Source organism: Nonomuraea zeae, from assembly GCF_005889725.1.
Lineage (GTDB): Bacteria > Actinomycetota > Actinomycetes > Streptosporangiales > Streptosporangiaceae > Nonomuraea > Nonomuraea zeae.
Genome location: NZ_VCKX01000029.1, coordinates 23,582 through 46,497 on the forward strand (window position 1 = coordinate 23,582; position 22,916 = coordinate 46,497).

Sequence of the window (22,916 nt, forward strand, 5' to 3'; positions counted from 1 at the left end):
TGGAGAAAAGATGTTCCGACAAGGGCTGATCCCCGCACTCATCGCGGTTCTCGCGACCGGGTGGGGACTGCCGTCCACCGCCGCGGCGGCGGCCGGGGCCGAGCCGGACTGCCGGCCGTCCACCGCGCAGGTACGGGCCGCCGCGGCGATGGCCGAGGCGTGCGGCGAGCGGGTGGAGGTCGAGTCGCTGCGCACCGAGACCAGCCAGGTCTTCGCGAACGCGGACGGCACCAGCACGCTGGAGATCGACGCCTACCCGCGGCGGGCCCGGCGGGCCGACGGCTCGTGGGCTCCCCCGAACGCCGCACTCGAACCGCGGGCGGACGGTTCCGTGGCGCCACAGGCCTCCCCCCTGGGCCTGGTGTTGTCGGGCGGCGGCGACGGCCCGCTGCTGCGGGCCAGGCACGAGGGCCACGACCTGGCGCTGTCGTGGCCGCAGCCGCTGCCCAGGCCGGTGCTCGAAGGCACCCGTGCCACCTACTCCGAGGTGCTGGCCGGCGTGGACCTGGTGCTCACCGCGCGTGACACCGGCTTCTCGTTCGTGCTGGTGGTCAAGAACGCGCAGGCGGCGCGGAACCCTCGGCTGCGCGCCCTGACCCTGGGCAGCTCGCTGCCGGGCCTGACGTGGCAGAAGGGCGCGGACGGCGGCCTTCGGGCGGTGGACGCCGAAGGCAGGGCCGTCCTCGGTGCGCCGGCGCCCAGGATGTGGGACTCCGCCGAGGCGGGGGCCGCGTCGGTGGAGCGGCCGGCGCAGGGCGCGCGTGACGCGGCGGTGCGGGTGGACGTGGCCTCCGGCGGGCGGCTGACGCTCGTGCCCGACCAGCGGCTGCTGGCCGACCCGGCGGCGCGCTTTCCGCTGGTCGTCGATCCGGACATCGGGTACGCGGCCTGGACCATGATCAACGAATTCAAGCCCGGCCAGTCGTACTGGAACTACGATCGCCGGGACTGCTCGGGCGCGGCGAACTCCGAGTGCGGCAAGGTCGGCTACTACGTCGACCCGGTGCGCTACCGGTCGATGTTCTCCTTCCCGCCGTGGCAGACGCACGGCAAGGACATCATCGGTGCCTCGATGTGGATCGACCTGGTGCATTCGGCACAGTGCGCGGCCAGCGTCACGGAGCTGCGGGTGGTGCACGCCGACCTGGGCGCGGGCACCACCTGGGACAACACCGCCCCGTCCTGGGAGGGCGCCAACGCCTCCAGGGTCAGCAACAGCTCGTGCCGCCAGATACGAACGCCCACGGAGTTCAACGTGACCTCCACGATCAGCCGCGCGGCGTCGGAGCGGTGGGGGCGGCTCGTCCTGGGGCTGAAGGCCTATGACGAAGACACTACGGCGGGGTGGAAGAAGTTCGACGCCGTGACGGCCAAGCTGGCGGTCACGATGAACTCGGCGCCGGAGGCCCCCTCGTCGCTGACCGTCGGCGAAAAACCCTGCGGCATCGGCGGCGAGCGGGCCTTCGTGCCGACGCGGTCCCCGACGTTGCGCGCGGGGGTGCTGGACGCCGACGGCAATTCGCTCAAGGTGAGCTTCTCCTGGCGGCGCGTCCGCGAGGACGGCTCCCTGGCGTCGGCTCCGCCGTCGCCGAACGGGGTGCAGCAGAACGTGCCATCCAACACGACGGCGCAGGTGAACGCCTATCCAGGCGTGCTGGAGTCCGGTGAGCGCATGGTGGGAACGGGCGACCTCACCCGCGACGGCCGCCCCGACGTGCTCGTCCGCGACAGCGACGGCTACCTGTACGTGCTGCCCGGATGGAACAAGCAGCTCGCCGAGCGGGCGCCGCTGGGCGCCGGGTGGGGCGGGCTGACCATCGCCGGCGTGGCGGACTGGAACAAGGACGGCCGCCCCGACATCGTGGCCCGCGACGACGCGAGCGGCGCGCTGCGCCTGTATCCGGGCGGCGCCACGAAGAACACCTTCGACACCCCGGTGACCATCGGCTCAGGCTTCGGCGGTTACACACCGGCAGGGATCGCGGACTGGGACCGCGACGGGCATGCCGACCTGCTCGCCCGCGACAGCGACGGAGTGTTGTGGCTGTATCCGGGCGAGAGCAAGAACGTGCCGTCGGCGCAGCCCCGGGTCAACCTCGGCGGGGGATGGAACGGTTTCACCTATTTCGGCACGATCGACTATGACCGTGACGGGGCGCCCGACGTGCTGGCCCGGGACCCCTCCAACGGCGTGTTGTGGTTGTATCCGGGAATGGGCGCCAGATCGGCCTACCAGGGAGATCCGTGGCGGTACGAGGTGGGCTCCGGCTGGTGGGGCTATGAGGCGTTCACCACCCCCGACCTAGACGGTGACGGCAAGAGCGACTTCGTGGCCGACCCTCCTGACACCACGACGTGGTACGGCTACCAGGGCGCCGGAGCGCGCATCCCCGGCGGGTCACGGTGGCCGATGGCCGCGATCGGGCTGTCGCCGAACAGCACGTACCGCTGGTGGGTCACGGCCCAGGACCATCGGATCAGCGGGCCCGCCTCCCAGCCCTGCGAGTTCACCGTCGACGTGGCCAAGCCCGCCGTGCCCACCGTGACGGCGGACGTCTACAAGGAGGGCATTGACGTCTGCGACGGCGGGCCGTGCGGCTCGGTGGGCCAGACCGGCCGGTTCACCTTCGCCAGCACCTCCCCCGACGTCGTGCGCTACGAATGGGGGCTGAACGATCCGCCCTCGATGGTGGCCACCCCGGCGGCGCTGGGTGGCAGCGTGTCGGTGGACTGGCTGCCGGCCGACGGCGGTCTGGCGACCCTGTACGTCGACGCCGTTGACCGCGCGGGCAACAAGGCTCGCAGGACCTACCAGTTCGTGGTGGGCTCGCCGTCGCCGCCCCTGGCCCGGTGGAAGCTGTCGGACCCGGCCGGATCGGCCGTCCTGGCCGACGACACGGGCAACGGGCGGGACCTGTCCGTCCACGGCACCCTGACGCTGGGCGAGCCCGGGCGGCTGGAACCCGGCTACGACGGCGAATCGCAGACCGCGATGCGGCTCGACGGGGCCAGTGGCTACGCCTCCAGCCCCGACTTCCTCAACACGGCCAAGAGCTTCACGGTGTCGGCCTGGGCGAAGCTGGACAGCACGGGCGCCGACCAGACCGTGGTGGCGAGCACGGGCAGCCAGTACGGCCCGTTCTCCCTCTACTACGCCGGCGCCGCGAACCGGTGGCTCATGCTGGTCCCGTCCCGGGAGACCGAGAACGGCCAGGTGATCTGGTGGCAGGCGAAGTCCACCACCGTGCCTCGCGCGGGCGTGTGGACGCATCTGGCCGGAACCTACGACTCGGTCGCCAAGACGCTGCGCCTGTACGTCAACGGCGTGCTGGAGGGCACGGTGACCGGCGTGACCACCTTCGACGCCGCCGGTGAGGTGCGGGTGGGCAAGGGAGGGGACCCGTTCAAGGGCTCGGTGGCCGACGTACGGCTGTGGGAACGGAAGATCACCGACGCGGAGGTGTTCGACCTGGCCGACCCGCTGGTCACCGGCAGGGCCGGAGAGTGGGACTTCGAGGAGGTGGGTTCCCGCTCCGCGATCGACACTTCGGGCAGGTTCCGTGACCTGCGCCTGTACGGCGGTGCCGAGATGCCGGCGAGCGGGGGCGGCCATCCGGGATCGGCGCTGAAGCTGAACGGCACGGACGGCTACGCTGCGCTCGACGCGCCGGCGTTGCGCACCGACCAGTCGTTCACCGTGGCGGCGTGGGTGCAGGTCGCGAACCCGGCCGTCGCGCAGACGTTCGTGTCGCAGCAGAGCGCGGGAGCTCTGCCGGGATTCTCGCTGTCCTTCGATCCGGCGGGTGGCGGCAAGTGGGTGTGGTCGGTGCCGAACTCCCCCACCGGCACCACCGGCACGAGCTTCGTGTCGGTGGCCGCGGTGGACCTGGACAAGTATCACCACCTGACCGGGGTGCTCGACGCCCAGAACCGGTCGCTACGGCTGTACGTGGAGGGGGAACCGAAGGCGGCCACCGGCCTGAACGCCGCCTGGCAACCGTGGCGGGCCGGCGGCGGGCTGCTGGTCGGCCGGTCGCACCAGGGTTCCGCCCCGTCCGGGTTCACCAACGGGATGGTGGACGGACTACGCCTCTACCAGGGCGTGGTGTCGGACGTGAAGCGGATCATCACCGTAAATCCGTCCACCTTCGCCGACAGGTTCGACGACGGCTCCGCCTCCGGATGGAGGGTCTACAACGGCGCCTGGTCGGAGTCGGGAGGTGTGTTTTCCGCCGACGCAGGCGATGTGCGACGCGCGGTGGTGGACGACGCGTGGATCGACTTCGACGACTTCACCTTCGAAGCCGACGTCAGCATCGCCTCGGCCTCGGGTGAGGCGGGGATCGTGTTCCGCGACACGGCCGACGACTACGGCGTGGACGCCTACCGGGGGTACTTCACCGGCTTCGACGGCACGTCCCTGGTGCTGGGCCGTTCCGACAACGGCTGGCACGAACTGTCCAGGGTGCCCATCACCGCGGCGACAGGAGTGTTCCACCATCTGAAGGTCGTGGCGCACTCGGGACGGATCCAGGTGTTCTTCGGCAACGCCGCGACCCCCCAGATCGACGTGGTCGACACCGTCTTGCGCTCCGGCGGGATCGGTGTCCGGGCATCGCGCACCGCGGCGGCGTTCGACAACGTGTCGGTGGTCAAGAACACCGCCCTGGACGCCTACACCCTGTCCAGCAACTTCTCCGCCGGGCAGGGCGGCAGGAGCTGGCGCTATCAGGAGGCACGCGGCGGCGGCGTCTACGAGGACCTGACCTGGGATCCCCGCGGCTGGTGGCAAGGCAGCGGCGCATGGAACCGGGTGCTCGCGTCCGGGAACCTCCATCCCGACGACCACCCCACGGTGGTGTCCTGGACCGCGCCGAAGGCTGGGAAGGTGCGCATCAACGGCAACCCTCGCAAAGCGGTCGCGGGCGGTGACGGCGTCAATGTGCGGATCATCAAGAACGGTGTGCAGATCTGGCCCGCCTCCGGCTGGCAGGCCATCGGCGGAGCCGACACCACCGGGGTGTGGCACGGCCTGTCAGCCGAGGTCACCATCGGGGACGTGATCCGTTTCGAGGTAGCGCAAGGAGAAACCGACTCCGCCGACAGCACCATGTGGAACCCTACCCTCGAATACGGCTAGCCATCGGCGTCCTTGGTGGCGGTGAGGACGAGGTGGGTGCTCGGGATGGGGGTGACCAGCCGGCCGCTGGACGCAAGGCGGTCAGTCGGCTGAGAGGAATGGAGCGCACGCCGGTCATGGAGACGATGCGGTCGAAGGGGTCGGGCGGCCGGTCGCAGGCACTAAGGATGTGCACGGGCGGGTGCTGGGCGAGGGCGGCGCTTCGCGCCTCCAGCGCCTGCGTTACCCGTGGCAGCATCGCAGCGGCTGAAGGTCACCTACGAGTGGGTAGCAGGCCGCTCGGCCGCCGCGGCGAGCCTAGGAACCCCCCGACGACCGAGGTGGCCCTGGCGATCGTGCGCGGCCGGTCGAACGCGGACATCGCCGCGGAGCTCACCATGGGCGTCATCGCTCGACCTGGTGGAGCAGATCGCCGAACGCTTCGGTCCGGTGGACACCGCCGTCCTTTTCGCCGGGGCTCCTCGCTTCGACGTCCTCTTCGACGGCGCGCTGATCGTCCTCGACAGCGCCCAGACCGCCGAGGCCGCACAGATCCTCGGCGCCCGCCGGGTGGTTCCCGTCCATTACGACAGCTGGGCGCACTTCACCTAGGGCCGCGACGAACTGGTGACCGCCTTCACCGCCGCCGGGCTGCTTGACCGCCTGGACCTGGGCGACCGGGGCTGACCTCGTGACGACTCCCGTGCCTGCCCTGATCGATCACCTTCCGCGCTCCCAGGCGCAGCGCCGCATCCTGATCGTCTTGATCGCCGCCCAGATCCTCAGCGGCGCCGGACTGGCGGCCGGCGTGACCGTCGGTGCCCTGCTCGCGCAGGACCTGCTTGGCTCCACCAGCCTGGCCGGTGTGCTCAAGTGCCCTGGGCACTGCCGGTTCCGCACTGGCGGCCGTCGTGGTGGGGCGCATCTCTCAGGCGCGCGGCCGCCGTCCCGGCCTTGCCGCCGGGTACCTCGCCGGCGCCATCGGCAGCGCGGGCGTCATCGCCGCCGCCGTCGTCGGCAGCCCCGTCCTGCTGTTCATCGCGATGTTCGTGTACGGCGCCGGCACGGCCACCAACCTTCAGGCCCGCTACGCCGGCGCCGACCTGGCGGCCCCCGCGCACCGCGCCCGCGTCGTGTCCACCGTGCTGGTGGCCACCACCCTGGGCGGCGTGGTCGGCCCCCACCTCACTGCGCCCACCGGCGACCTCGCCCACGTCCTCGGCATCCCCTACCTGGCCGGGCCGTTCCTTCTCGCCGGCCTCGCCTATGCGACAGCCGCTCTGGTCCTGGCCATCTGGCTGCGCCCCGACCCGCTGCTGCTGACCCGTACCCTGGAGGGCGAACGCACCGCCGCGGCGAGCACACAACCGGGCGACGCGGGCGCCCGGCCGCGCCCAGCGGGGGAAGGACGCCGCTCGGGTGTACTGGTCGGCACGCTGGTCATGGTGATCACCCAGCTCGTCATGGTCGCGATCATGACGATGACGCCCGTCCACATGCACGACCACGGCCACGGCGCCGCCGCCTCCGGCCTCGTCATCGCCATCCACATCGGCGCGATGTACCTGCCCTCGCCCCTGACCGGCTGGCTCGTCGACCGCTACGCCCGCCTCACGATCGCCACCGCCTCTGCGCTGGCCCTGCTGGCCGCCGGAATCGTTGACGCCAACACCCCCGGCGACTCCATCGCCCCGCTCGCGGTGGCCCTCGCGCTGCTGGGCCTGGGTTGGAACCTCGGTCTCGTCACCGGCACCGCGATCATCACCGACGCCGTCCCGCTGACCACCCGCGCCAAAACCCAGGGCCTGGTAGATGTCCCCGTTGCCATCGCCGGCGCCACTGGCGGCATGGCCTCGGGCCTCGTCGTCGCCGGAGCCGGCTACCCCGTTCTGGCCATCGGCGGCGGCATCCTGGCACTTGTCATCGTGCCGGCGGTCGCCGCAGCGCGCAGCTGATCGACCGCGCAACCGCTGCTAAGAGAGATGATGGGGTGCCTGGCCCGCACGCCCGGCGCGGGCGGCAGCCGGCAGGCACTGCACGACGGCATCGCACTATTCACCCATTACATGAGCGCGGAGCGCCGGGCGCGCCTGCCCATCGATACCTTCGAGACCTTCTTCGGCGGCCGCAGCATCGCCGTGCGCATACGGTCGGCCAGGTGATCCGGCGGCACGGCGAGCATCGGCCCGTAGACGGTCTCGGCCCCCGACCTCGAGGTCGACCTGCGTCAGCCGCACTCGGCCGACTCCGCCGCCCTCGTTCCCGGCATCACCTGAACCGGACGCACCGTGGCGTTCACGCCAAGAACATGGCCGCCGCCTACGGCCTGCTCCAGCTGCTCTCCCTGCTCATCCACAGCGGCCCCTGACACCGCGATACCGCGGTACTCCCCGACAGGGATGGGCTTCGCCCTCGCGCCTGCGGCTGGTGTACAGCCGACCCGCGAAATGGTCGACCTCGTGGGCGACGAGGCGGGCCAGCCCGTACCGGTCTCGGCGCAGGCGTCGGTGATGCGGGGGTTGAGCAGCACGAGGGCGTCGGCGTCCGGCCGATGCCGATCTGCGGCGCGGCCAGGCCCATGCGCTCACCGAACACGTGGTGCTCGCGGACCTGCTGCAGCGCGGCGAACAGTGCGTCGATCACCTCGCGGGCCTGGCCGGCATCGGCGGGCAGAGCAAACGGTTCGGCGACGGTGGCGAGGATGGAGTGCCCCGCCTGGACGATGCCGGCAGCCTGCATCCGGTCGCTGCTGGTGCGCAGGGTCGGCGGCGGGGCAACCGTCGTCCGCTCCTGGACGGTAATTAGGGCAGGAGCGGTCAGGGAAGGCGAGGTCAATGCGGGATCGGGCAGACTACATCGCGTATGTTGAGGCGCGGTCCTCGCGATTGCTCCGGGCGGCGTACCTGCTGTGCCGGGACTGGGCGCACGCCGAAGACCTGGTGCAGACAGCGCTGGCCAAGGTCTGGCGGGTCTGGCGGCGCGTCGGCAGCCAGCCCGATCCGTACGTGTACCGGGTGCTGATCAACACCCATACCTCATGGCGCGGGCGCCGCTGGCACGGGGAGATCCCCACCGACCAGCTTCCGGACATCGCCGACGCCACCGACCCCATGGGTGCGGCCGACACCCGGGCCACGCTGTGGGCTGCCCTGGGACGCCTGCCACCCAGGCAGCGGGCCGTAGTGGTGCTGCGCTACTTCGAAGACCTGCCGGAACACCTGGTCGCCGAGATCATGGACTGCTCCGTCGGCACCGTGAAGAGCCAGACCAGCAAGGCGCTCGCCAAGCTACGCATCGACCCCGAGCTAGCGTCCACGACGTACGCAGTGGAGGATCCCTCATGACCATCGACGATCTGCGCGGCATGCTGGACGAGCAGAGCCTCGACGGACCGGACAACGATCACCGTCTATCCCAGATTCGACGGAGGATCCGCCACTCGGCAAGGCGCCGCCTGGTGGGCGGTGCGGCCGTGGCCGCCGCCGTGATGGTGGCCGCCGCCGGGACCCTCTCCCTTCCCGGCGTGGAAGTCGTTAGCTCGCCTCCGTCGGCCTCCAGCACGACCGTCGTCGTGCCGGAGCCGCCCGAGGTCTTCGCCGGCATGGAGCGCACCGCATACCGCCGATCCACGGCAGCGAATACGCTGCTGCAGCTCGATGTCACAGGACACGGTCCGCACGCGGCGATCGTCGTCACCTGCCCTCCCGGGTTCGAACTGCTCTGGCGGGCCTGGTTCGCCGGTGGGATGAATACACGATGCGATCCTCACGATGGCAACCCGGGCGCGGTCGTCATGATGACCGGAGAGGATTGGGCGATGCCCGGGCAGCCCAGGCGGGTGGATGTCGCCGTCGTGCCATCCGGTACGGCGAAGGCGGCCGGAGCCGTTCACGTCGGCACGTCGAGCCCTCCGCAGCAGAACGGCACCCGTCCCCGGGCGATCACGTTGGAGGAACTGCTGGCCCGTCAGCAGCCGGTGCAGGCTGGCTGGGCGGTGGCGGTGTACAGCGGAACTTGTGCAGGCGACGCCCGGTGCGAATGAGCAGCGTCTGACGCAGGGGCACCGGTCAGGGCCGTGGCCGGAGGGTGAATAGCGCAAGTGGCCCAAGCAGAGCCGCGATGTTGGCGGCTCGCCGCCAGTGCGGCGCGGAAGGGGCCCCTACCGCGTGATGGATCCGTACGCGCAGGCCGCCACGAATGAGATCCAGGGCATCGGATAGGGCAGGACGCTGCTGGGCGGGTGCCGCGCTGTGGAGAAGAACCGCGAGCATCTCCTGTTCATGGAGTCGGCGGTGCCACTGGGGATACCACCTCAACAGGGCACGGTAACGCCGCTCCAGGGAGGTCACCAGGCCTCCTGGGGCGATAGCGGGAGGGGGAACGGTGCCTGGGGGGATGCTCAGCCGGGCAAAGGCGGTCTCGGCGTGGCGATGCAGCCGCTGTGCTTCGGCGGACAGCCGGGTGGTGCCGTCAGCGGTCAGGCGGTAGTAGCGTCGCGCCCGCCCATCGACGATTTCCTCCCGGTCGGTCTGAATGAGCCCTTCGCTTTCGAGGCGGTCGAGCGCGGCGTACAAGGTGCCAGCGCGTAGCCGTACCTTCCCGCTGGATATCGGCGCGACATCGGTGATGATGCCGTAGCCGTGCTGTGGTTTCGCAGCCAGGGCGGTCAAGATCAGGAATGTTGACTCCTGCATCGATCGCATACCCATGCCATCTATGTATACAGTATGACAGCCTATGAGGGCGGGGAGGCCTGCACCCTCAGAGTGCGTTTCGCGAGTTGATGCCCCGTTCGTCGGCGGAGTTGGCTTAGGTCTGCCGGTCAGGCGCTCGTCATTCGGGCTATGGGCGCGGCTGGGTGAACAATCCCGGCTCGGTCTCGGCGAGGATGCCGCGGCTGACCAGGCGTTTGAGCTTGGCACGGAGGTTCTGGATGTCGTTGCGCGTCAAGGGCAGATCCAGGGCCATGGCCAGGTCGCGGGCGCGCAGGGAGCCGCCGGCTTCGCCGAAGACGGTGAGAATCTGCTGGTAGGCAGGGTGGTCGGGGACCGCTGGCGGCGCGAGCGGTTCGGTCGGGGCAGGGTCCTCCTCGGCCAGGGAGATGAGGGTCTTGCGGCTGATCCGCAGATGCTCGACCTGCTCGCTCAGTTCGCTCAGACGCGTGGTGAGAGTGTCGATCTCCGCCTGGGTCTGCTCGATCTGGCAGGTCAGGAAGTGCTCGCGGGCGTCGATCCGGTCCAGGAGCCAGCTGCCGGGGTCGGGCGGGTGCCCGTCGGGACCGGTCATGTCCACCGCCAGGACGGGATGGGGCCACGGGTCAGGCGGCGGGACATCACATCCGTCATCGCCCAATACACCCGTGATTCGGAGCTGGCCGGCAGGTGCTCGTAGTCGCGGACCAGCCGGCGGTGGAACATCAAGATGCCGTACGTCTGCTCGACGACCCATCTCGTGCGCTGGGGGACGAACCCCTTGCTGGCGGGGTTACGCTCGACGATCTCCACGTTGATGCCCAAGCCGGCGCCATGCGCGACGACGGCCTGTTTGAATCCCTGGTCGACCAGCGCTTTGGTCACCGTACCCTCGGTGGTGGCGGCGACCCGGTCCAGCAGCGCGATCCCGGCGGTATTCTCGTGAGCCGACGCGGCCAGCATGACCACGGCGATGACCAGGCCCAGCACGTCCACCGCCAAGCCGCGTTTCCTGCCTGGCACGCGCTTGGCGGCGTCTTTTCCGGTGGTGGAGGCAGGGACCCCGGCCGCGACGTGGACGCTCTGGGTGTCCAGCACCACCAGGCTCGGGTCGGCTAATCGTTTCTTCTTCTCGCGCAGCTGCCAGCGCAGCAGGTCGTGGATGGTCTTGTCGGTGCCGTCGTCGCGCCACTTGGAGAAGTAGTAGTACGTCGCGCTCTTGGGCGGCAGGTCATGCGGGAGGTAGTTCCATTGAACGCCGGTCCGCCCCTGGTAGCGGATGGCGTTGACGATCTCGCGTAACTCGTAGTCGCCCTCGTGACCGCTAACGGACGGGTGCGCGGCCTTCCATGCCGTGAGCACCGGCTCGATCAGCGCCCACTGCGCGTCGGATAAGTCGCTCGGGTATGGCTTGCGCTCAGTCACGCGGCCATCCCAGCATATCCGGACCTGCCGACCGACGGTAACGCTACAAATCCATACGATCACATAGCGACATCACGGGCATGGACTCGCGAACCGCACTCTCAAGGCCGACTGCTTCACCGGCTACGAGGAACTGGCCTAACGTGAGCAGCAAACCTGCCATCCCACGGCTCGTTTCTGCCGCATTCCGGTGGCACCCGCGGTATATCTCCCCCGAGAGTCGATCATTGTCATGATTCAGCTATGGAGGATCGCGCTTCACCCGTATACCAGGCGCGCTACGGCTGGGACCTCAGGACCATCGGCATCGTGGCGGGCGGCGCCGTATTCACCGCGGCCATGCTGCTTTTGGACATGCCGCTGGTCATGAAGATATTGGGTCTAGCGCTGTTCGGCGCAGGTGGGCTCTCCATGGCGTACATGGCGTACATGGCGTCGAGCCGCAAAGTCGCGTTCCGGGTGGACGAGACTGGTGTACTGCTTGGCGGGAGCCCCATCCGATATAGCGCCACCACCGCCCATGTGCCCTGGGAGGACATCACAGGGTTCGTCCTCTGGCGCCAAGCTGTGCCCGGTGCTTCGCTGCCCTATGTCGGGGTCACCCGAAGGGAGGGGGCTCCGGCTCTGCCGGGGGACGGCCCGAAAGCCCGAGCCATCCTGGAGCATCTCGTTCCGGTGCCCGCCGATATTGCGATGTCGTCCCGGGCAGTGAACGGGTGGCGCATTGATAAGGACCGACTGGTCGCCGCTGTCTCCCACTTCGCGCCCGATATCCCTGTGAGGGACCACTCATAGGCAAAGTACGCCTTGCGGGCACACACCTATGCACCATCGCTCAAGGTTCGTTGGCATGAGCTCAAGACCGACTGCTTCACCGGCTACGAGGAACTGGCCCAACGTGAGCAGCAACCCTGCCAGAAAGCCCAGGGCAGTGTCAGTGATGAACAGGTCGTCGCCCAGGTTGAGGATGCGCATCTCGCCGTGATCGAGTTCGAGCCGGAGGCCGATCTCCGTCCCGATCCGGTGGTCGATGATGCGGTGAACAGCTCGGATCGACTGACCGATGAATCGGCTCATCAGAAAGTTCTCTGCGGCGGGACCGACGGTGACCTGGCCGTACTCGTCCATGTCAGAGGAGTTGTGTGGTTGATCGAGCGTCAGCTCGAGCGAGGCGTCGGGGGCGGTGTGAAAGCGAACCGGGCCGAGATCGCTCAGGTGCAACCACATATGCACCAGCGAGGCTTGATCATCGCTGGGATGGGTGTGCCAGGACACCGTCGCCTGGAGCAGCTTTCGGTTGACAAGCTCATCCGCGGGGATCACGACGCCTATGGTGTCACGGTGGTTCGGGCGTTTCCGCAGCGGTCTGCAGGAGGTGGCGGGCGGCATTGGCGTAGCGGATGGCGGTCTTGTCGTCGATGCCGAACACGGCAGCCAGATGCAGGGGATCGGGGCCGCAGGTCAGAGCCTCTTCGAGTTGGCGGTCGATGCGAAAGCGCTCCAGGGTGGCGGTCAGGCCCCGAACGGCGTTGGTGACCCAGAGCTTGCCGGCCGGGCAGTTCTCCATCGCGGTGTGCTGAGTGAGCAGCAGATGGGGGTTAGCGGTGTTCGGCCAGCGGCTGCCGGTAGTCCAGCCAGGCGAGGAGCGCCTGCCGGGTGAGCTCGTCGAGAGGGCGAGGGTGACCGCCGATGGTGATGCGGTGGTTGCCCAGGTCGATGTCGTCGAGCCGGAGGTCGCGGATCATCTTGGGCCGAGCCGCGTGGACGGCGGCCAGGGCGAGAATAAGGCGGATCGCCGGGGTCGTCGCGGTGGCGATGGCGCGGTCGATCACGCCGGAGGCGAGGGGGAGGATTACCTTGTCCGGCCGGCGAGCGATGCGGATGCGGATGCGGATGGTGGGGTCGCGAAAGATCCGCCCGCTCTTCCTGCAAAGCGCATGAGCGAGCGCAGTGCCACGATGGTGTTCTACCGTTTGGCGCCCTGCAGGGTGTCCTTGATGGTCACGATGTCGTCGTGGGTGACCTCCCGCAGGTGATCGTAGGTGCCTGACCAGGCGAGCAGGACAGGCCGGATCTCGGTGACGTAGCTCCAGACGGTCTGGATGTTATCTTGGGTGACTCTTAGTGGTCAGCCATGTAAGGCAAGTAACGTGTCCCCGTACTTGCCTTACCGATATCCAGGGGTCTTCAGGCATGTCAGCCATGTCGGCACGTTGCCTCGCTACTACCGGCCTGAACGGGCGGTGGCCGCCGACGAGTCGGTGTCGTGGGTGGTGGTCGATAAGGACCTCGAGTTGCCGCCGGGGCACGTCCCGAGGGACGTGCCCCGGCGGCCGGCAGGTGCCGCCTATCCGTCAGGTCGACGCCGTTCCGAAGGCAGCGGTGTGGTCGGCGACCCATTGTGCGTAGGTGAAGGGTGGTCGGCCGGTCACTTGTTCGACCGTCGGCAGGACCTCCGCGGTCTTGCCGACTCTCGCGGTGAGCGCGTCGACGTAATCGTCGATGCCCTGGGCGGGCATGCCGAGGCGGGCCATCTCGTCCCGGAACCAGTCCTCGGATTGCTCCTGCCACCGCAACGGCCGCCCGATGGTCTCCGCGATGATGCGCAGCCGGTCGATCTGGGTCAGCGACTGCGGTCCGGTCACCGAGTACCCCTCGCCGGCGCGCCCGTCGAGGAGGCTGCGGACGGCGACCGCGGCGATGTCGCGCGGGTCTACCGGGGCCGTCGCGGCGTCGCCGAACCGTCCGCGCACGACATCGCCGTCGATGATCTGGGATGCCCAGACCAGATCGTTGGTCGTGAACCCGTCAGGCCGCACGAAGGTCCACGGCAACCCGGACGCTTGGACGGATCGTTCGAGCCGCAGGTGCGCCTCGCCGACCCAGCCGGGCACAGACCACGTGACGGATATCGAGGACAGCATCACGAGATGCCGCAGGCCGGCGTGCTTCGCCGCGTTGAGGAATCCGTCGACCCCCTGGAGAACGGGGAACAGGAAGGCACGCTCGATGCCGGACAGGGCCTCCGTCAGGGTCTCCGGCTGGGTCAGGTCGCCGGTCGCGACTTCGACCTGGTCGGGGAACGTCTGGCCGCTGGGGTTGCGGGTGATGACGCGGACCTTCTCACCTTCCTCCAGGAGTTGGCGGACGACGTGGGAACCGACGTTTCCGCTGGCACCGGTTACCAGGATCATGGTGGAGATCTCCTTTAGTTTCGTTTTTGCGTGCACCAACCACGCCAGCGACGACGAACCTCACGCCCAGGGACGGCCTGCGGGGTTGGGGACTGCCCGCCCCGATCCCGCACGCGAGGGCGTCAGCCGATGAAGGACTCGGGGCCTAAGAAGCGGCCCCATGCCACGAAAGCGGCCAGGGCGAGATAGACCACGTCGCCCACGACCGTTGCTCTCTCGCCACGACGGAGGCGCGTGATGATCGCGCCGACAAACAGCAGCACCGCACCTGTAGCGGCCAACGGAACGAGAACCGGCGCGATGCCGAGTACGGCGGGCAGGATCAGTCCCACCGCGGCCAGGAGTTCGAGGCCTCCGATGGTCTTGAGAGCACCGGGGCTGAAGTCTTCGACCCATCGGGTTGCGGCGCCGAAGCCGGCGATCTTCTCCTTGGGCACGAACAGCTTGGCGCTGCTGACCAGCAAGGCGGCGGCCAGTAATCCGGCGACGATCCATAGTGCGATGTTCATGAGTTTTGTCCTTGGCCCAATGTCGGGGGTGACGAACGGACCCGGGGTCGTCCCGGGCCCGCCCGCGATCCTGAGGGGGAATGTCCGCGTCAGCCGAACTGACCGGGCTGGTACTCGCCGCCGGGCGTCCGTGTGATCACGTTCAGCCGGTTGAAGGCGTTGATCGTGCAGATCAGGGCCACCAGGGCCATCATCTGATCCTCGTCGAAGTGCTTCGCCGCGTTCGCCCACGCCTCATCGGTGACGCCGCTGGAGTCGGCGAGGCGGGTGCCCTGCTCGGTGAGTTCCAGCGCCGCCCGCTCCGCCTCGGTATAGACGGTCGTCTCCCGCCATGCCCCGACCAAGTTGATCCGCACCATGCTCTCGCCGGCGGCCGCGGCGTCCTTGGTGTGCATGTCGAGGCAGCCGCCGCAGCCGTTGATCTGGCTGGCGCGGATCTTCACCAGCTCCTGCACCGCCTTCGGCAGTGCCGAGTCGGTGATGACCTTGTTCGACGAGATGATGTACTTGGCCCACTTCGACCCGACCTCGTTGCCCATGGGGTTGATCCGGGTTTCCATCTCGATCTCCTTCGTCTTCGGATGCTTGCACCACTACGACGAAGCCCCCCACGAAGACGTAACAACCCCATGCGACAGACATGCGCTACTCGGGTCGCGCGGGCAGACCCATGGTGTCGAGAAGCTTGCGGTCGCTCACGGTCAGGAGCTCGACGATCCGGCCGTCGACCACGGTGCACCCCACCACGCCGAGCACCTTGCCTTTCGCACCCCAGGCCACGAACCCGGGGTCGCCGTTGACCAGGACCGCCAGCGCCGAGGTCATTGACCGGATGCCGCGCAGGATCGGGCCGGCCACCTCGGCCGCCCCGACCGTGGTCAGCACGCCCTGCGGGTGGTACGTGCGCCAGGTCACCTTCGGATCGAGCAGCCGTACGAGCCCTTCGAAGTCCCCGTTGCGCGCCGCGGCAAGAAATGCGTCGACCACGGCGCGCTGCCGCCGCGGCTCCTGCTTCGGCGGCGGTGTGCCCTGCACCTTCCGGCGGGCCCGGCTGGCGAGCATCTTGGTCGCATCGGTGGACCGGCCGATGATCTCTCCGATCTCGGCGAAGGGCACCGCGAACATGTCATGCAGGACGAACGCCAGCCGTTCGGTGGGCGTGAGGGTGTCGAGCACCACCAGCAGTGCCAGCCCGACCGATTCGGCGAGCATCACGTCGTCCTCGGGTGCCGCCCCGCCGTCGACGGTCACCACCAGCTCGGACAGCCGGTCTTCGTACGACAGCTTGGCCCGGGTCGTGCGCGAACGCAGCACGTCGATGCAGACCCGGCCGACCACGGTGGTCAGCCAGCCGGCCAGGTTGTCGATCGCGGCCGCGTCCTGCCGCGCCAGCCGGATCCACGCCTCCTGCACCGCATCCTCGGCGTCCGCCCGCGACCCGAGCATCCGGTAGGCGACCGCCACTAGGCGCTCGCGCTGCTGTTCGAAGGCTCCCACCAGTGCTTCGTGCGGACCTGATCCGGCCATGTTGTTACCTTCCTTGCGCACATTCCGTCATGGTCATGACGGGCCCGAAGGCGACGAGGTAACCGTTGGGCGTGCGACGGCCCAGCCGATCAGCACCAGGCTCAGCACGGCGATCAGCCCGCAGACCGCGGCGATCGCGAAGACGATGAAAGTGATCACTGCGACGACTCCATGCGCGGCTTACCAGTCTCGCGGACTGGCAGCTGCGGCCAACCTACTTGCCTTACGTGACTGACACGCATCCAAGCGGCTGACCAGCTAGTTCGCTTGGCAACCCCAGATAACCCTAGCTGCGCGCTCGCTGGCGAGGCCCGCCCTCGTGCAGTAGGCGGGCCCATGCCTCGACGTCGGCGGCGATGCCGGGAGCGATACCGCTCAGCTTGCCGGCCAGCCAACTGTCGAAGGCGGGGACGCGGTCATCATCGAGCAGACGATGTGGGCGAGGACTTCGACGGTGCGTCCGACGCTGAGGCCGTGGTGACGCAGCTTGGGAAACACTTCCGAGAAGCGGATCATGTCGCCGGGAGTGTGGGTGGACAGCAGCATGACCAGGGCCCGGTCGACATCGCTGATGATCCACCGGGTCCAACCCCGAGCCTCGGCGAGGGCAGCGGCCGCCGCGCGGGCCGTGCGTAAGGCCGGGTTGGCCGGGTCGGCGTGCCGGCGCCGGTCGAACCGGGCGTAGTCGCGACGCACTGTGATGGGCAGCCGCAGCTGAGCCCAGCGATGGGGAAGATCTCTGGCTGAGCGGGCAGCGGCTGGGGACGGGAGCGTCGGCGTCCCTGCCGTCCAATGCGCGGCCCAGGACCTTGGGATCGCTGCCGGTGCATGTTGCTGAGGAACGGCTGCTGGCAGGTGAGCCTGCGCAGGAACGGTTCCAGCACGGTGACCTCGTCTTTGGCCTCCAGGCTGGCCTGCAGCCAACACAGCCGGCAATACCCTTTCTTGATCGGGACCTCGCGGTGACAGCTTGCGCGCTGGCCGACTTGGGGAGTTGGCCGAAGGTGTAGCAGGCGCGGCAGTATCGGCCCGGGAGCACGCCCCAGGCATAGCAGCCCACGCAGGTCGCCGCCGGTTTGGTCGGGGAGATGAAGCCCATCAGGCGGGTGGCAGCGACCGTCCGTCCCGCCGCTTGGGCGTCACCACAGGCGTCTCGCCCACGGCTGTGACGCGGGCCTGGCCGCTCTCGGCAGGAGCGGGCACGAGTTCCGGTTCGGAGATCAGCAGCTCTGCGATGCCGCAACCGAGCACGGCGCAGATAACGTCCAGATCCTCCAGCTTGACGCTGGCCGGATGACCCGACCACAGGCCGGACATCTTCCCGGCGCTGATCACCATGCCACGTTCGGCGAGCAGACGCTGCAGCTCGCTGGCCTTCCAGATGCCGCGGTTGGCAGCGGCCAGGCGCAGGTTCCACTTCATGGGATCAATCCCTTCAGCCGGTCGGCGGCTGGTTGCTGTCCGGCGAGCCAGGCCTCTTCGACGTGCGTGCGATGGACGTGGATGTACTTCATCGTGGTGGCCACCCACGCGTGGCCGAGGGTTTCCTGGATGGCGATCAAGTCCATGCCGGCGAAGTAGAGCTGGCTGGCGCAAAAGTGCCGCAGAACGTGCGGTGTCAGCTTCTCTTTCCAGTCCGGCAGGTGCCGGGCGGCGGCTTCGGCCAGCGCGGCGCGCAACGCTTCGGTGCCGACGCGGGAGGCGCTGCCGTCGGCGTTCTTGCGCTCGGAGGGCAGGAGCGGGACGCCGTGACGGGTGTGGTCGTCGCCGAAGTGGCCCCAGACGTCCTCGACGAACCAGCGTAGCGTCCGGCCGGCATCGTTGATCAGCGGAACCATCCGCTCGCGCGGGCCGGAGCCGCGGGCGCCCTTGCCGAGGCGAACGTGGAGTTTGCCGAACCTGCCCAGCTCCCATTTGACGTCGGCCAGGTCGAGGCTGCGAGCCTCGTTCACCCGCAGGCCGACCTCGGCCATCAGCCGGGCCGCGGTGTAGTTGCGGGCTGTGGGGGCGAAATTGCGACAGGTGGCAAGCTCTGCGCGCCAGCCGGCGAACAGGCGGGTGATCTGCTCGGCGCTGGGCGGGACCCGCAGCGCCGCGTCCTTCTGCCCGCGCGGCCGGTTCATCTCATCGATCGGGCGCTCCACCACGTGCCCGGTCAGCTGATGGATCTCGATCTTGTGTCGTAGCTCCAGGAACAAGAAGTAGGTAGTGATCGCCTGGGCCCGCGACAGGCGGGTGCCTTTGGCCGCACCGCGTAGTACCTGGCCGAAGTAGGCGTCGGCGTCGGCCGGTTCCATCGACCACCACGGCCGGCCGAGCCATGCCCGGACCTGCTCGATGTGGATCACCTCAGAGCTGATCGTGGCGTCTGACAGGCCGGCAGCCGCACGCGCGAGCACGAACCCGGCCAGCACGTCGGTCTCGAACTCAACCAGCTCTTCGGGGCCGACCGGGGCAGGCGCCTCACGGAGATCTCGCACGACGGACAGGCTCAACCCACGCCTCCTCGTCTTCATCGGCGATGTCAGACGATCGAGGAGAACGATAGACCTTCAGAATCTCTGAAGTCTCGTCAACTTCGGAAACTCCAGGGGCCCCAAGCAGAAGGTGCAGGTCCAGGGACTAGTCAGGCCACAGGGACCTCAAGGAACCCAAGACTGGCCCTGGTCTTCCGCACCCACCGCCAATGCCGAGCTCGACATGACGAGCTGCAGAACCGCGCGTCGCGCCGGACCCAACCCGGCAGGATCTCACCACACCCCGGACATCGCCGCTGAGGCTTTTCCACCACCTCACAAGGATGCTTCGGGTCACTCCAACGCGCCATGATCGTTGCTAGGGAAGATCACCAGCTTTGGAACAGGCATTTAGTCGCATGGAGCGGAGCACCTCGTGGCCAAGGCCACCAACGACGCCCACCTGTGGGCCAGCATGATCTCTCCAATCAAGGCGGCGGGCGTCCGGGAAGCCGAAACCCTCGCGCGTGTCCTGGTCGCCGTCGTGCGGCGCGAACAGGTTCCCAGCGGCGCGCACTTCGGGCCCGGCGACGACATCCCCTACGACGTCACCACCGTCTCCGATCTGGACGGCGACATCTGGCAGCGCCAGTCGTCCGACCCTGCCAGCACCCAGCGTGATCACTGGAGGATGCGCGACCACGACCCCGACGAGCACGAAGGTGTCGCCGCCGGGGTGTACCTCACCCCGCACCTGCTCACTGCCTACGGCCCGGTCACTGCCGTCCAGCCCAAAGCACGGTGACCGCGGCCGCCGGGCTCGCAGAGCAAGACCCCGCCGGCTGGTGCCTGCTGCGAGAGCAATCCAGATCTACACCGACTTCGTGTCAGGCGGTGTCTCCTGGAGCACCCGTGCCACGGGCACCCACTGGGGCGGCTGCCCATTATGAGCTGTATTGGTCGGGGGAGATAGGTCGACGCTGGGCGTCGCTCATGGACCTCTCCCGAGGGTGCGGATCTGCTCTCATCGTGACCGCTCGGGTGCGGTCGCTGGTCGCGGGAGTTCAGCGCGTGTACAGCGACGGCACGATCCGCCACTACGGCCGGGCGATGGCCCGGACCTCGGCCTCGAGCGCGGCCGCCGCCGCGGCGGCGGAGGACCGGGGGACCGGCCTGCTCGGCCAGCGCGGGCAGCACCTCGCCGATGAGCCGCATGTCCTCATCATCGTCGGGGTCGCCGGGCATTCTTTCGCCAGTAACTGCTGTGGCTGAGGAGCGATGTAGCACCGTAGCGAGCCGCCACCGACAAGTCGATCAAGTAAGACCTTGGCCTCGGCGGCCGCCTGAAGTCCAGTGTTCTAGGCTGAGGGCTGCTGCACGGGGACGGGCGAAAGCAGCGACGGCTCGGCACGGGGAGCGGCGAGTTCGTGGGCCGAACGGGCCAGCCAGATCGTGACCAGGACGTCGAGGGCCGCCACGGCGTCGGCGTAGACGTTTCCCAGGTCCGCGAGCAGCCAAGCCACCGGCATCGAGACGAAGGGCACCACCAGGCCGGCGATGCCGTACCGGACGGTGGATCGCGGCCAGCGGCCGTCCCCCCGCTGCGCCCGCAGAATCAGGATTGTCCAGAGCAGGCCTGCCCCGCCGCAGACCAGCGCCAGCGAATCGGGCATACGAAGGCTGAAGAGGCGCAGCACGACATAGGCGATGACGCCTCCATATGACAGGAGGCCGACGGCCCGGACGTGACCCGCATGCCGCAGGCTCGCGCCCAGCACCGGCGGGAACAGCACCACGAGCGGCACCATCGACACGGCGCTGAGTATCGCCGCCACCCCGAACCAGTCATACACGAAGGGCGAGATCAGCCCGTACGCCGCCGCGATGTACAGCGCTGTCCGCAGCCGTCGCACGGCGCGGTCCTGCTCCGGCGGCGGACCCGCCAGCGGCCCCCGCAGGCACTGCCACAGCGCCCAGGCAAACGGCAGCCCGGCCACCACCAAGACGAGCGTGTTCGGCCACGTCACCGGAGCGGTCTCGTTCGCCGGCGTGAAGAGGGTCAGCCGCCACAACGTGCCGAGATCGCCGGACGTCAGCGCGATCATCGCGGCGACCACCAGCGCGGCGAGATAGAAACCCGTGAAAAGCAGAGCGGGAACGCCCAGACGGTAACGACGGACCACGTGACTCTTCCGATGACGGCGGGGGAACAGAGGGCGTCTTACCTTAGCGAGCCGCCACCGCCAAGTCGATCAGACGCGACCCCGGCCTTGCGCCGTCGCGATGCGGCGCGGCCGTGCTGTCAGAGCAGGCGTCGAAGGGCAACACCTGTGTTGCATAGCTCAGCACTGTCATCGGCCAGATGACCAGGAACAACACCGCCTCAGCGCTGCACAGGAGCCAGTCTCCAACAGCGGGAGAACGTGCACCACGGTGACGGGGCACTCTGCCCCTGCGCCGCGAGCACGGCACGCTCGGCCAGCCGTTGTGCCCAGTCTGGCTGGCGTGGCCCTTCCGGTGGGTCATCGCTGTCGGGCGTTTCGGGCCGCTTGTCGGTGCTCATCGGGGGGAGAGGTCCTTTCGTTGACGAGGTGGTCGCGGTGGCCGGGGAGGGGACTTGGCGGTCCCGTGCTAAGGCGATCAGGAGCGCTCGGAGGAGGCGGCCAGGATCGCGGCGGCCACAGCCGGGCCGTGCTCGGCGGCATGCCCGGGGTCGCCGAGCGGGATCCGGGTGTTGCGCCAGTGCAGCACCACGGTGCCATCCGGGTGCCGGGCGACGACCTCGATGCCGGCGTCGGACAGCGCCACGCCGCGCACGCCGTCGCCGTGGTTGGAGCTCAGGTCGGTCAGGTCGGGGATCACCAGCCCGGCGGCGGCCTGGGCGGTGGCGAGCCGGCCGCGCAGTTCCGCCAGTTCCGCGGCGCTGCGCTCACGTTCGGCGTCGGCGGCGCGGGCCCGCTCCTCGGCGGTCACGGCGCGTTCGCGCTGACTGTCGTGCTCGGCGCGGGCCTGGCGCAGTTCGGCGTCGGCGCGGGCCTGCAGCCCCTGGGCGGCGGCCAGGGCGAGGTGGGCCTGGGCGGCCTCGGTGCGGGCGGTCTCGGCGCGGCTGTCGGCGGCCTCGGCCCGGTCCTGGGCCTGGCGATGGTCGTGCTGGGCGAGTTCGCGGGCGGTGTCGGCGGCACGGGCGCGCTGCTCGGCGGCGGCGGCCGCGGCGCGGGCGGTGTCGGCCTGCTGGATGCGCTCGTCCACGGCGGCGCGCAACCGGTGGAGCTCGCGGCGGGCCTCCTCCAACTCGGTGGCCATCGCCGTGTGTTCGGCCATGGCCTGATCACGCTGGGTCTCGGCGCTTTCGCGGGCCTGTTCGGCCGCGCCGCGGGTGCGTTCGTGCTCGGCGACCTGGGCCCAGGCCGCCCGGGCGTCGTCCTTGGCGGCGGCGACCTGGTGGGCGGCCTCGCTCTTGGCGTGGCGCCGGGCTTGCTCGGCGGCCTCCCGGTGCTCGTGCGCGGCCTGGGCGCGGCGCTCGGCCAGCTCGGCCCGCGTGTCGGCCTCGGTCTTCTCGCGGCGGGCCCGGTCGGCGTCGGTCTGGGCGGAGCGGGCCTCGGCCAGCGCGTCCGCGACGGAACCGGCCAGATCGGCGCGCAGCGCGGTGGCCACGGCGGCGAGCTGGTCGGTTAGCGGCCCGAGCACGGCGGCGGCCTGTTCCAGGCGCGCCTCGCCGCTGTCGCGGGCGGCGGCGGTCGGGACGCGTTCGCGGTTGAACCGGCGCCGGTGGTCGTCGCTGCAGTCCAGCGCGTCGGCGCGCTTGCCGGCCGGCAGGGCGCCGCCGCAGTAGCGGCAGGCCCGGTGCCCGGCGGCACGGGTGCGCGCGGCGCGCGCCGCGGCGTCGTCCTCCGTCATCGGGCCGGGCAACGGCTCCGGGAGATCTTCCTCTGACACCGTCTGCAGATTCCTACTGACATCCCGCTGCAGAGTTGCATGCTCGCCTGCGGGCCGGG

At 69.3% G+C, this 22,916-nt stretch carries 26 protein-coding genes; 10 read left to right on the forward strand and 16 right to left on the reverse strand.

Annotated features, from left to right (window positions below; all coding sequences use genetic code 11):
• Window positions 1-10 precede the first annotated feature (10 nt).
• From ETD85_RS12345 to ETD85_RS12375, 7 genes are all read left to right on the forward strand, one after another.
• Window positions 11-5,140 carry a LamG-like jellyroll fold domain-containing protein gene (locus ETD85_RS12345; RefSeq protein ID WP_138689805.1) on the forward strand — a complete coding sequence of 1,710 codons (5,130 nt, stop codon included), beginning with the start codon at window positions 11-13 and terminating at the stop codon, window positions 5,138-5,140.
• 399 nt (window positions 5,141-5,539) lie between these two features.
• Window positions 5,540-5,731, forward strand: a complete 192-nt coding sequence (locus ETD85_RS12350; RefSeq protein ID WP_240779108.1) for an MBL fold metallo-hydrolase — start codon at window positions 5,540-5,542, stop codon at window positions 5,729-5,731.
• Between the two features lie 302 nt (window positions 5,732-6,033).
• On the forward strand, window positions 6,034-7,074 hold the full coding sequence (locus ETD85_RS12355) for an MFS transporter (RefSeq protein WP_240779109.1): 1,041 nt from the start codon (window positions 6,034-6,036) through the stop codon (window positions 7,072-7,074).
• Between the two features lie 27 nt (window positions 7,075-7,101).
• Window positions 7,102-7,281, forward strand: coding sequence for a hypothetical protein (locus tag ETD85_RS12360; protein WP_138689806.1), 180 nt, complete (start codon window positions 7,102-7,104; stop codon window positions 7,279-7,281).
• Window positions 7,282-7,717: 436 nt separating this feature from the next.
• Entirely contained in the window at window positions 7,718-7,924 is a 207-nt protein-coding gene (locus ETD85_RS63045) for a hypothetical protein (protein ID WP_170246643.1), read from the forward strand.
• Between the two features lie 29 nt (window positions 7,925-7,953).
• The gene (locus ETD85_RS12370; protein WP_138689807.1) at window positions 7,954-8,463 is read left to right on the forward strand and encodes a SigE family RNA polymerase sigma factor; all 510 of its coding nucleotides are present in this window, start codon (window positions 7,954-7,956) and stop codon (window positions 8,461-8,463) included.
• Entirely contained in the window at window positions 8,460-9,161 is a 702-nt protein-coding gene (locus ETD85_RS12375) for a hypothetical protein (RefSeq protein WP_138689808.1), read from the forward strand. Before ETD85_RS12370 ends, ETD85_RS12375 begins: the two co-directional genes overlap by 4 nt.
• Before the next feature lie 25 nt (window positions 9,162-9,186).
• On the opposite strand, the gene ETD85_RS12380 is transcribed toward ETD85_RS12375, so the two are convergent.
• The 3 genes from ETD85_RS12380 to ETD85_RS12390 form a co-directional block, all read right to left on the reverse strand.
• Window positions 9,187-9,828 carry a PadR family transcriptional regulator gene (locus ETD85_RS12380; RefSeq protein ID WP_240779110.1) on the reverse strand — a complete coding sequence of 214 codons (642 nt, stop codon included), beginning with the start codon at window positions 9,826-9,828 and terminating at the stop codon, window positions 9,187-9,189.
• A 133-nt stretch (window positions 9,829-9,961) separates the two neighbouring features.
• Window positions 9,962-10,411 (reverse strand): hypothetical protein, encoded by a 450-nt coding sequence (locus tag ETD85_RS12385; RefSeq protein ID WP_206058268.1) that lies wholly within the window; start codon window positions 10,409-10,411, stop codon window positions 9,962-9,964.
• Window positions 10,402-11,235 carry an IS5 family transposase gene (locus ETD85_RS12390; protein WP_138689809.1) on the reverse strand — a complete coding sequence of 278 codons (834 nt, stop codon included), beginning with the start codon at window positions 11,233-11,235 and terminating at the stop codon, window positions 10,402-10,404. The genes ETD85_RS12385 and ETD85_RS12390 overlap by 10 nt, the downstream gene beginning before the upstream one ends.
• A 243-nt stretch (window positions 11,236-11,478) precedes the next feature.
• Between ETD85_RS12390 and ETD85_RS12395 the strand changes: the two genes are divergently transcribed.
• The gene (locus ETD85_RS12395) at window positions 11,479-12,030 is read left to right on the forward strand and encodes a hypothetical protein (protein ID WP_138689810.1); all 552 of its coding nucleotides are present in this window, start codon (window positions 11,479-11,481) and stop codon (window positions 12,028-12,030) included.
• Here ETD85_RS12395 and ETD85_RS12400 read toward each other — a convergent pair.
• From ETD85_RS12400 to ETD85_RS12445, 11 genes are all read right to left on the reverse strand, one after another.
• Window positions 12,025-12,558 (reverse strand): hypothetical protein, encoded by a 534-nt coding sequence (locus ETD85_RS12400; RefSeq protein ID WP_138689811.1) that lies wholly within the window; start codon window positions 12,556-12,558, stop codon window positions 12,025-12,027. The genes ETD85_RS12395 and ETD85_RS12400 overlap by 6 nt on opposite strands.
• 13 nt (window positions 12,559-12,571) lie before the next feature.
• Window positions 12,572-12,802 (reverse strand): hypothetical protein, encoded by a 231-nt coding sequence (locus ETD85_RS12405; RefSeq protein WP_138689812.1) that lies wholly within the window; start codon window positions 12,800-12,802, stop codon window positions 12,572-12,574.
• A gap of 31 nt (window positions 12,803-12,833) precedes the next feature.
• Window positions 12,834-13,067, reverse strand: coding sequence for a site-specific integrase (locus ETD85_RS12410; RefSeq protein ID WP_138689813.1), 234 nt, complete (start codon window positions 13,065-13,067; stop codon window positions 12,834-12,836).
• 522 nt (window positions 13,068-13,589) lie between these two features.
• Window positions 13,590-14,429 carry an NAD(P)H-binding protein gene (locus ETD85_RS12415; protein ID WP_138689814.1) on the reverse strand — a complete coding sequence of 280 codons (840 nt, stop codon included), beginning with the start codon at window positions 14,427-14,429 and terminating at the stop codon, window positions 13,590-13,592.
• Window positions 14,430-14,551: 122 nt separating this feature from the next.
• Window positions 14,552-14,938, reverse strand: a complete 387-nt coding sequence (locus ETD85_RS12420) for a DoxX family protein (protein ID WP_138689815.1) — start codon at window positions 14,936-14,938, stop codon at window positions 14,552-14,554.
• A gap of 89 nt (window positions 14,939-15,027) precedes the next feature.
• The gene (locus ETD85_RS12425) at window positions 15,028-15,498 is read right to left on the reverse strand and encodes a carboxymuconolactone decarboxylase family protein (RefSeq protein WP_138689816.1); all 471 of its coding nucleotides are present in this window, start codon (window positions 15,496-15,498) and stop codon (window positions 15,028-15,030) included.
• An 85-nt stretch (window positions 15,499-15,583) separates the two neighbouring features.
• Window positions 15,584-16,465, reverse strand: a complete 882-nt coding sequence (locus tag ETD85_RS12430) for a sigma-70 family RNA polymerase sigma factor (RefSeq protein ID WP_138689817.1) — start codon at window positions 16,463-16,465, stop codon at window positions 15,584-15,586.
• A 33-nt stretch (window positions 16,466-16,498) separates the two neighbouring features.
• Window positions 16,499-16,624, reverse strand: a complete 126-nt coding sequence (locus ETD85_RS66795; protein ID WP_276617218.1) for a hypothetical protein — start codon at window positions 16,622-16,624, stop codon at window positions 16,499-16,501.
• 216 nt (window positions 16,625-16,840) lie between these two features.
• Window positions 16,841-17,161, reverse strand: a complete 321-nt coding sequence (locus ETD85_RS12435) for a hypothetical protein (protein ID WP_138689818.1) — start codon at window positions 17,159-17,161, stop codon at window positions 16,841-16,843.
• Window positions 17,162-17,563: 402 nt separating this feature from the next.
• Window positions 17,564-17,887, reverse strand: a complete 324-nt coding sequence (locus ETD85_RS12440) for a helix-turn-helix domain-containing protein (RefSeq protein ID WP_138689819.1) — start codon at window positions 17,885-17,887, stop codon at window positions 17,564-17,566.
• On the reverse strand, window positions 17,884-18,960 hold the full coding sequence (locus ETD85_RS12445) for a tyrosine-type recombinase/integrase (protein WP_138689820.1): 1,077 nt from the start codon (window positions 18,958-18,960) through the stop codon (window positions 17,884-17,886). Before ETD85_RS12445 ends, ETD85_RS12440 begins: the two co-directional genes overlap by 4 nt.
• 397 nt (window positions 18,961-19,357) lie before the next feature.
• On the opposite strand from ETD85_RS12445, the gene ETD85_RS12450 reads away from it, so the two are divergent.
• A complete protein-coding gene (locus tag ETD85_RS12450; protein WP_138689821.1) occupies window positions 19,358-19,726 on the forward strand; it encodes a hypothetical protein in 369 nt (122 codons plus the stop codon).
• A gap of 224 nt (window positions 19,727-19,950) precedes the next feature.
• Window positions 19,951-20,193, forward strand: a complete 243-nt coding sequence (locus ETD85_RS12455; protein WP_138689822.1) for a hypothetical protein — start codon at window positions 19,951-19,953, stop codon at window positions 20,191-20,193.
• An 86-nt stretch (window positions 20,194-20,279) separates the two neighbouring features.
• Here ETD85_RS12455 and ETD85_RS12460 read toward each other — a convergent pair whose 3' ends face one another.
• A complete protein-coding gene (locus tag ETD85_RS12460) occupies window positions 20,280-21,038 on the reverse strand; it encodes a hypothetical protein (RefSeq protein ID WP_138689823.1) in 759 nt (252 codons plus the stop codon).
• 523 nt (window positions 21,039-21,561) lie between these two features.
• Window positions 21,562-22,857 (reverse strand): coiled-coil domain-containing protein, encoded by a 1,296-nt coding sequence (locus ETD85_RS12465; protein ID WP_138689824.1) that lies wholly within the window; start codon window positions 22,855-22,857, stop codon window positions 21,562-21,564.
• Window positions 22,858-22,916 lie beyond the last annotated feature (59 nt).

What these genes read in the sequence shown, in the direction of transcription:
- ETD85_RS12420 (WP_138689815.1), bottom strand. Translation starts at nt 14,938, where the DNA reads ATGAACATCGCACTATGGATCGTCGCCGGATTACTGGCCGCCGCCTTG.
- ETD85_RS12380 (WP_240779110.1), bottom strand. Translation starts at nt 9,828, where the DNA reads ATGGGTATGCGATCGATGCAGGAGTCAACATTCCTGATCTTGACCGCC.
- ETD85_RS12370 (WP_138689807.1), top strand. Translation starts at nt 7,954, where the DNA reads ATGCGGGATCGGGCAGACTACATCGCGTATGTTGAGGCGCGGTCCTCG.
- ETD85_RS12395 (WP_138689810.1), top strand. Translation starts at nt 11,479, where the DNA reads ATGGAGGATCGCGCTTCACCCGTATACCAGGCGCGCTACGGCTGGGAC.
- ETD85_RS12345 (WP_138689805.1), top strand. Translation starts at nt 11, where the DNA reads ATGTTCCGACAAGGGCTGATCCCCGCACTCATCGCGGTTCTCGCGACC.
- ETD85_RS12425 (WP_138689816.1), bottom strand. Translation starts at nt 15,498, where the DNA reads ATGGAAACCCGGATCAACCCCATGGGCAACGAGGTCGGGTCGAAGTGG.
- ETD85_RS12375 (WP_138689808.1), top strand. Translation starts at nt 8,460, where the DNA reads ATGACCATCGACGATCTGCGCGGCATGCTGGACGAGCAGAGCCTCGAC.
- ETD85_RS12405 (WP_138689812.1), bottom strand. Translation starts at nt 12,802, where the DNA reads ATGGAGAACTGCCCGGCCGGCAAGCTCTGGGTCACCAACGCCGTTCGG.
- ETD85_RS12360 (WP_138689806.1), top strand. Translation starts at nt 7,102, where the DNA reads ATGATGGGGTGCCTGGCCCGCACGCCCGGCGCGGGCGGCAGCCGGCAG.
- ETD85_RS12415 (WP_138689814.1), bottom strand. Translation starts at nt 14,429, where the DNA reads ATGATCCTGGTAACCGGTGCCAGCGGAAACGTCGGTTCCCACGTCGTC.
- ETD85_RS12440 (WP_138689819.1), bottom strand. Translation starts at nt 17,887, where the DNA reads ATGAAGTGGAACCTGCGCCTGGCCGCTGCCAACCGCGGCATCTGGAAG.
- ETD85_RS12430 (WP_138689817.1), bottom strand. Translation starts at nt 16,465, where the DNA reads ATGGCCGGATCAGGTCCGCACGAAGCACTGGTGGGAGCCTTCGAACAG.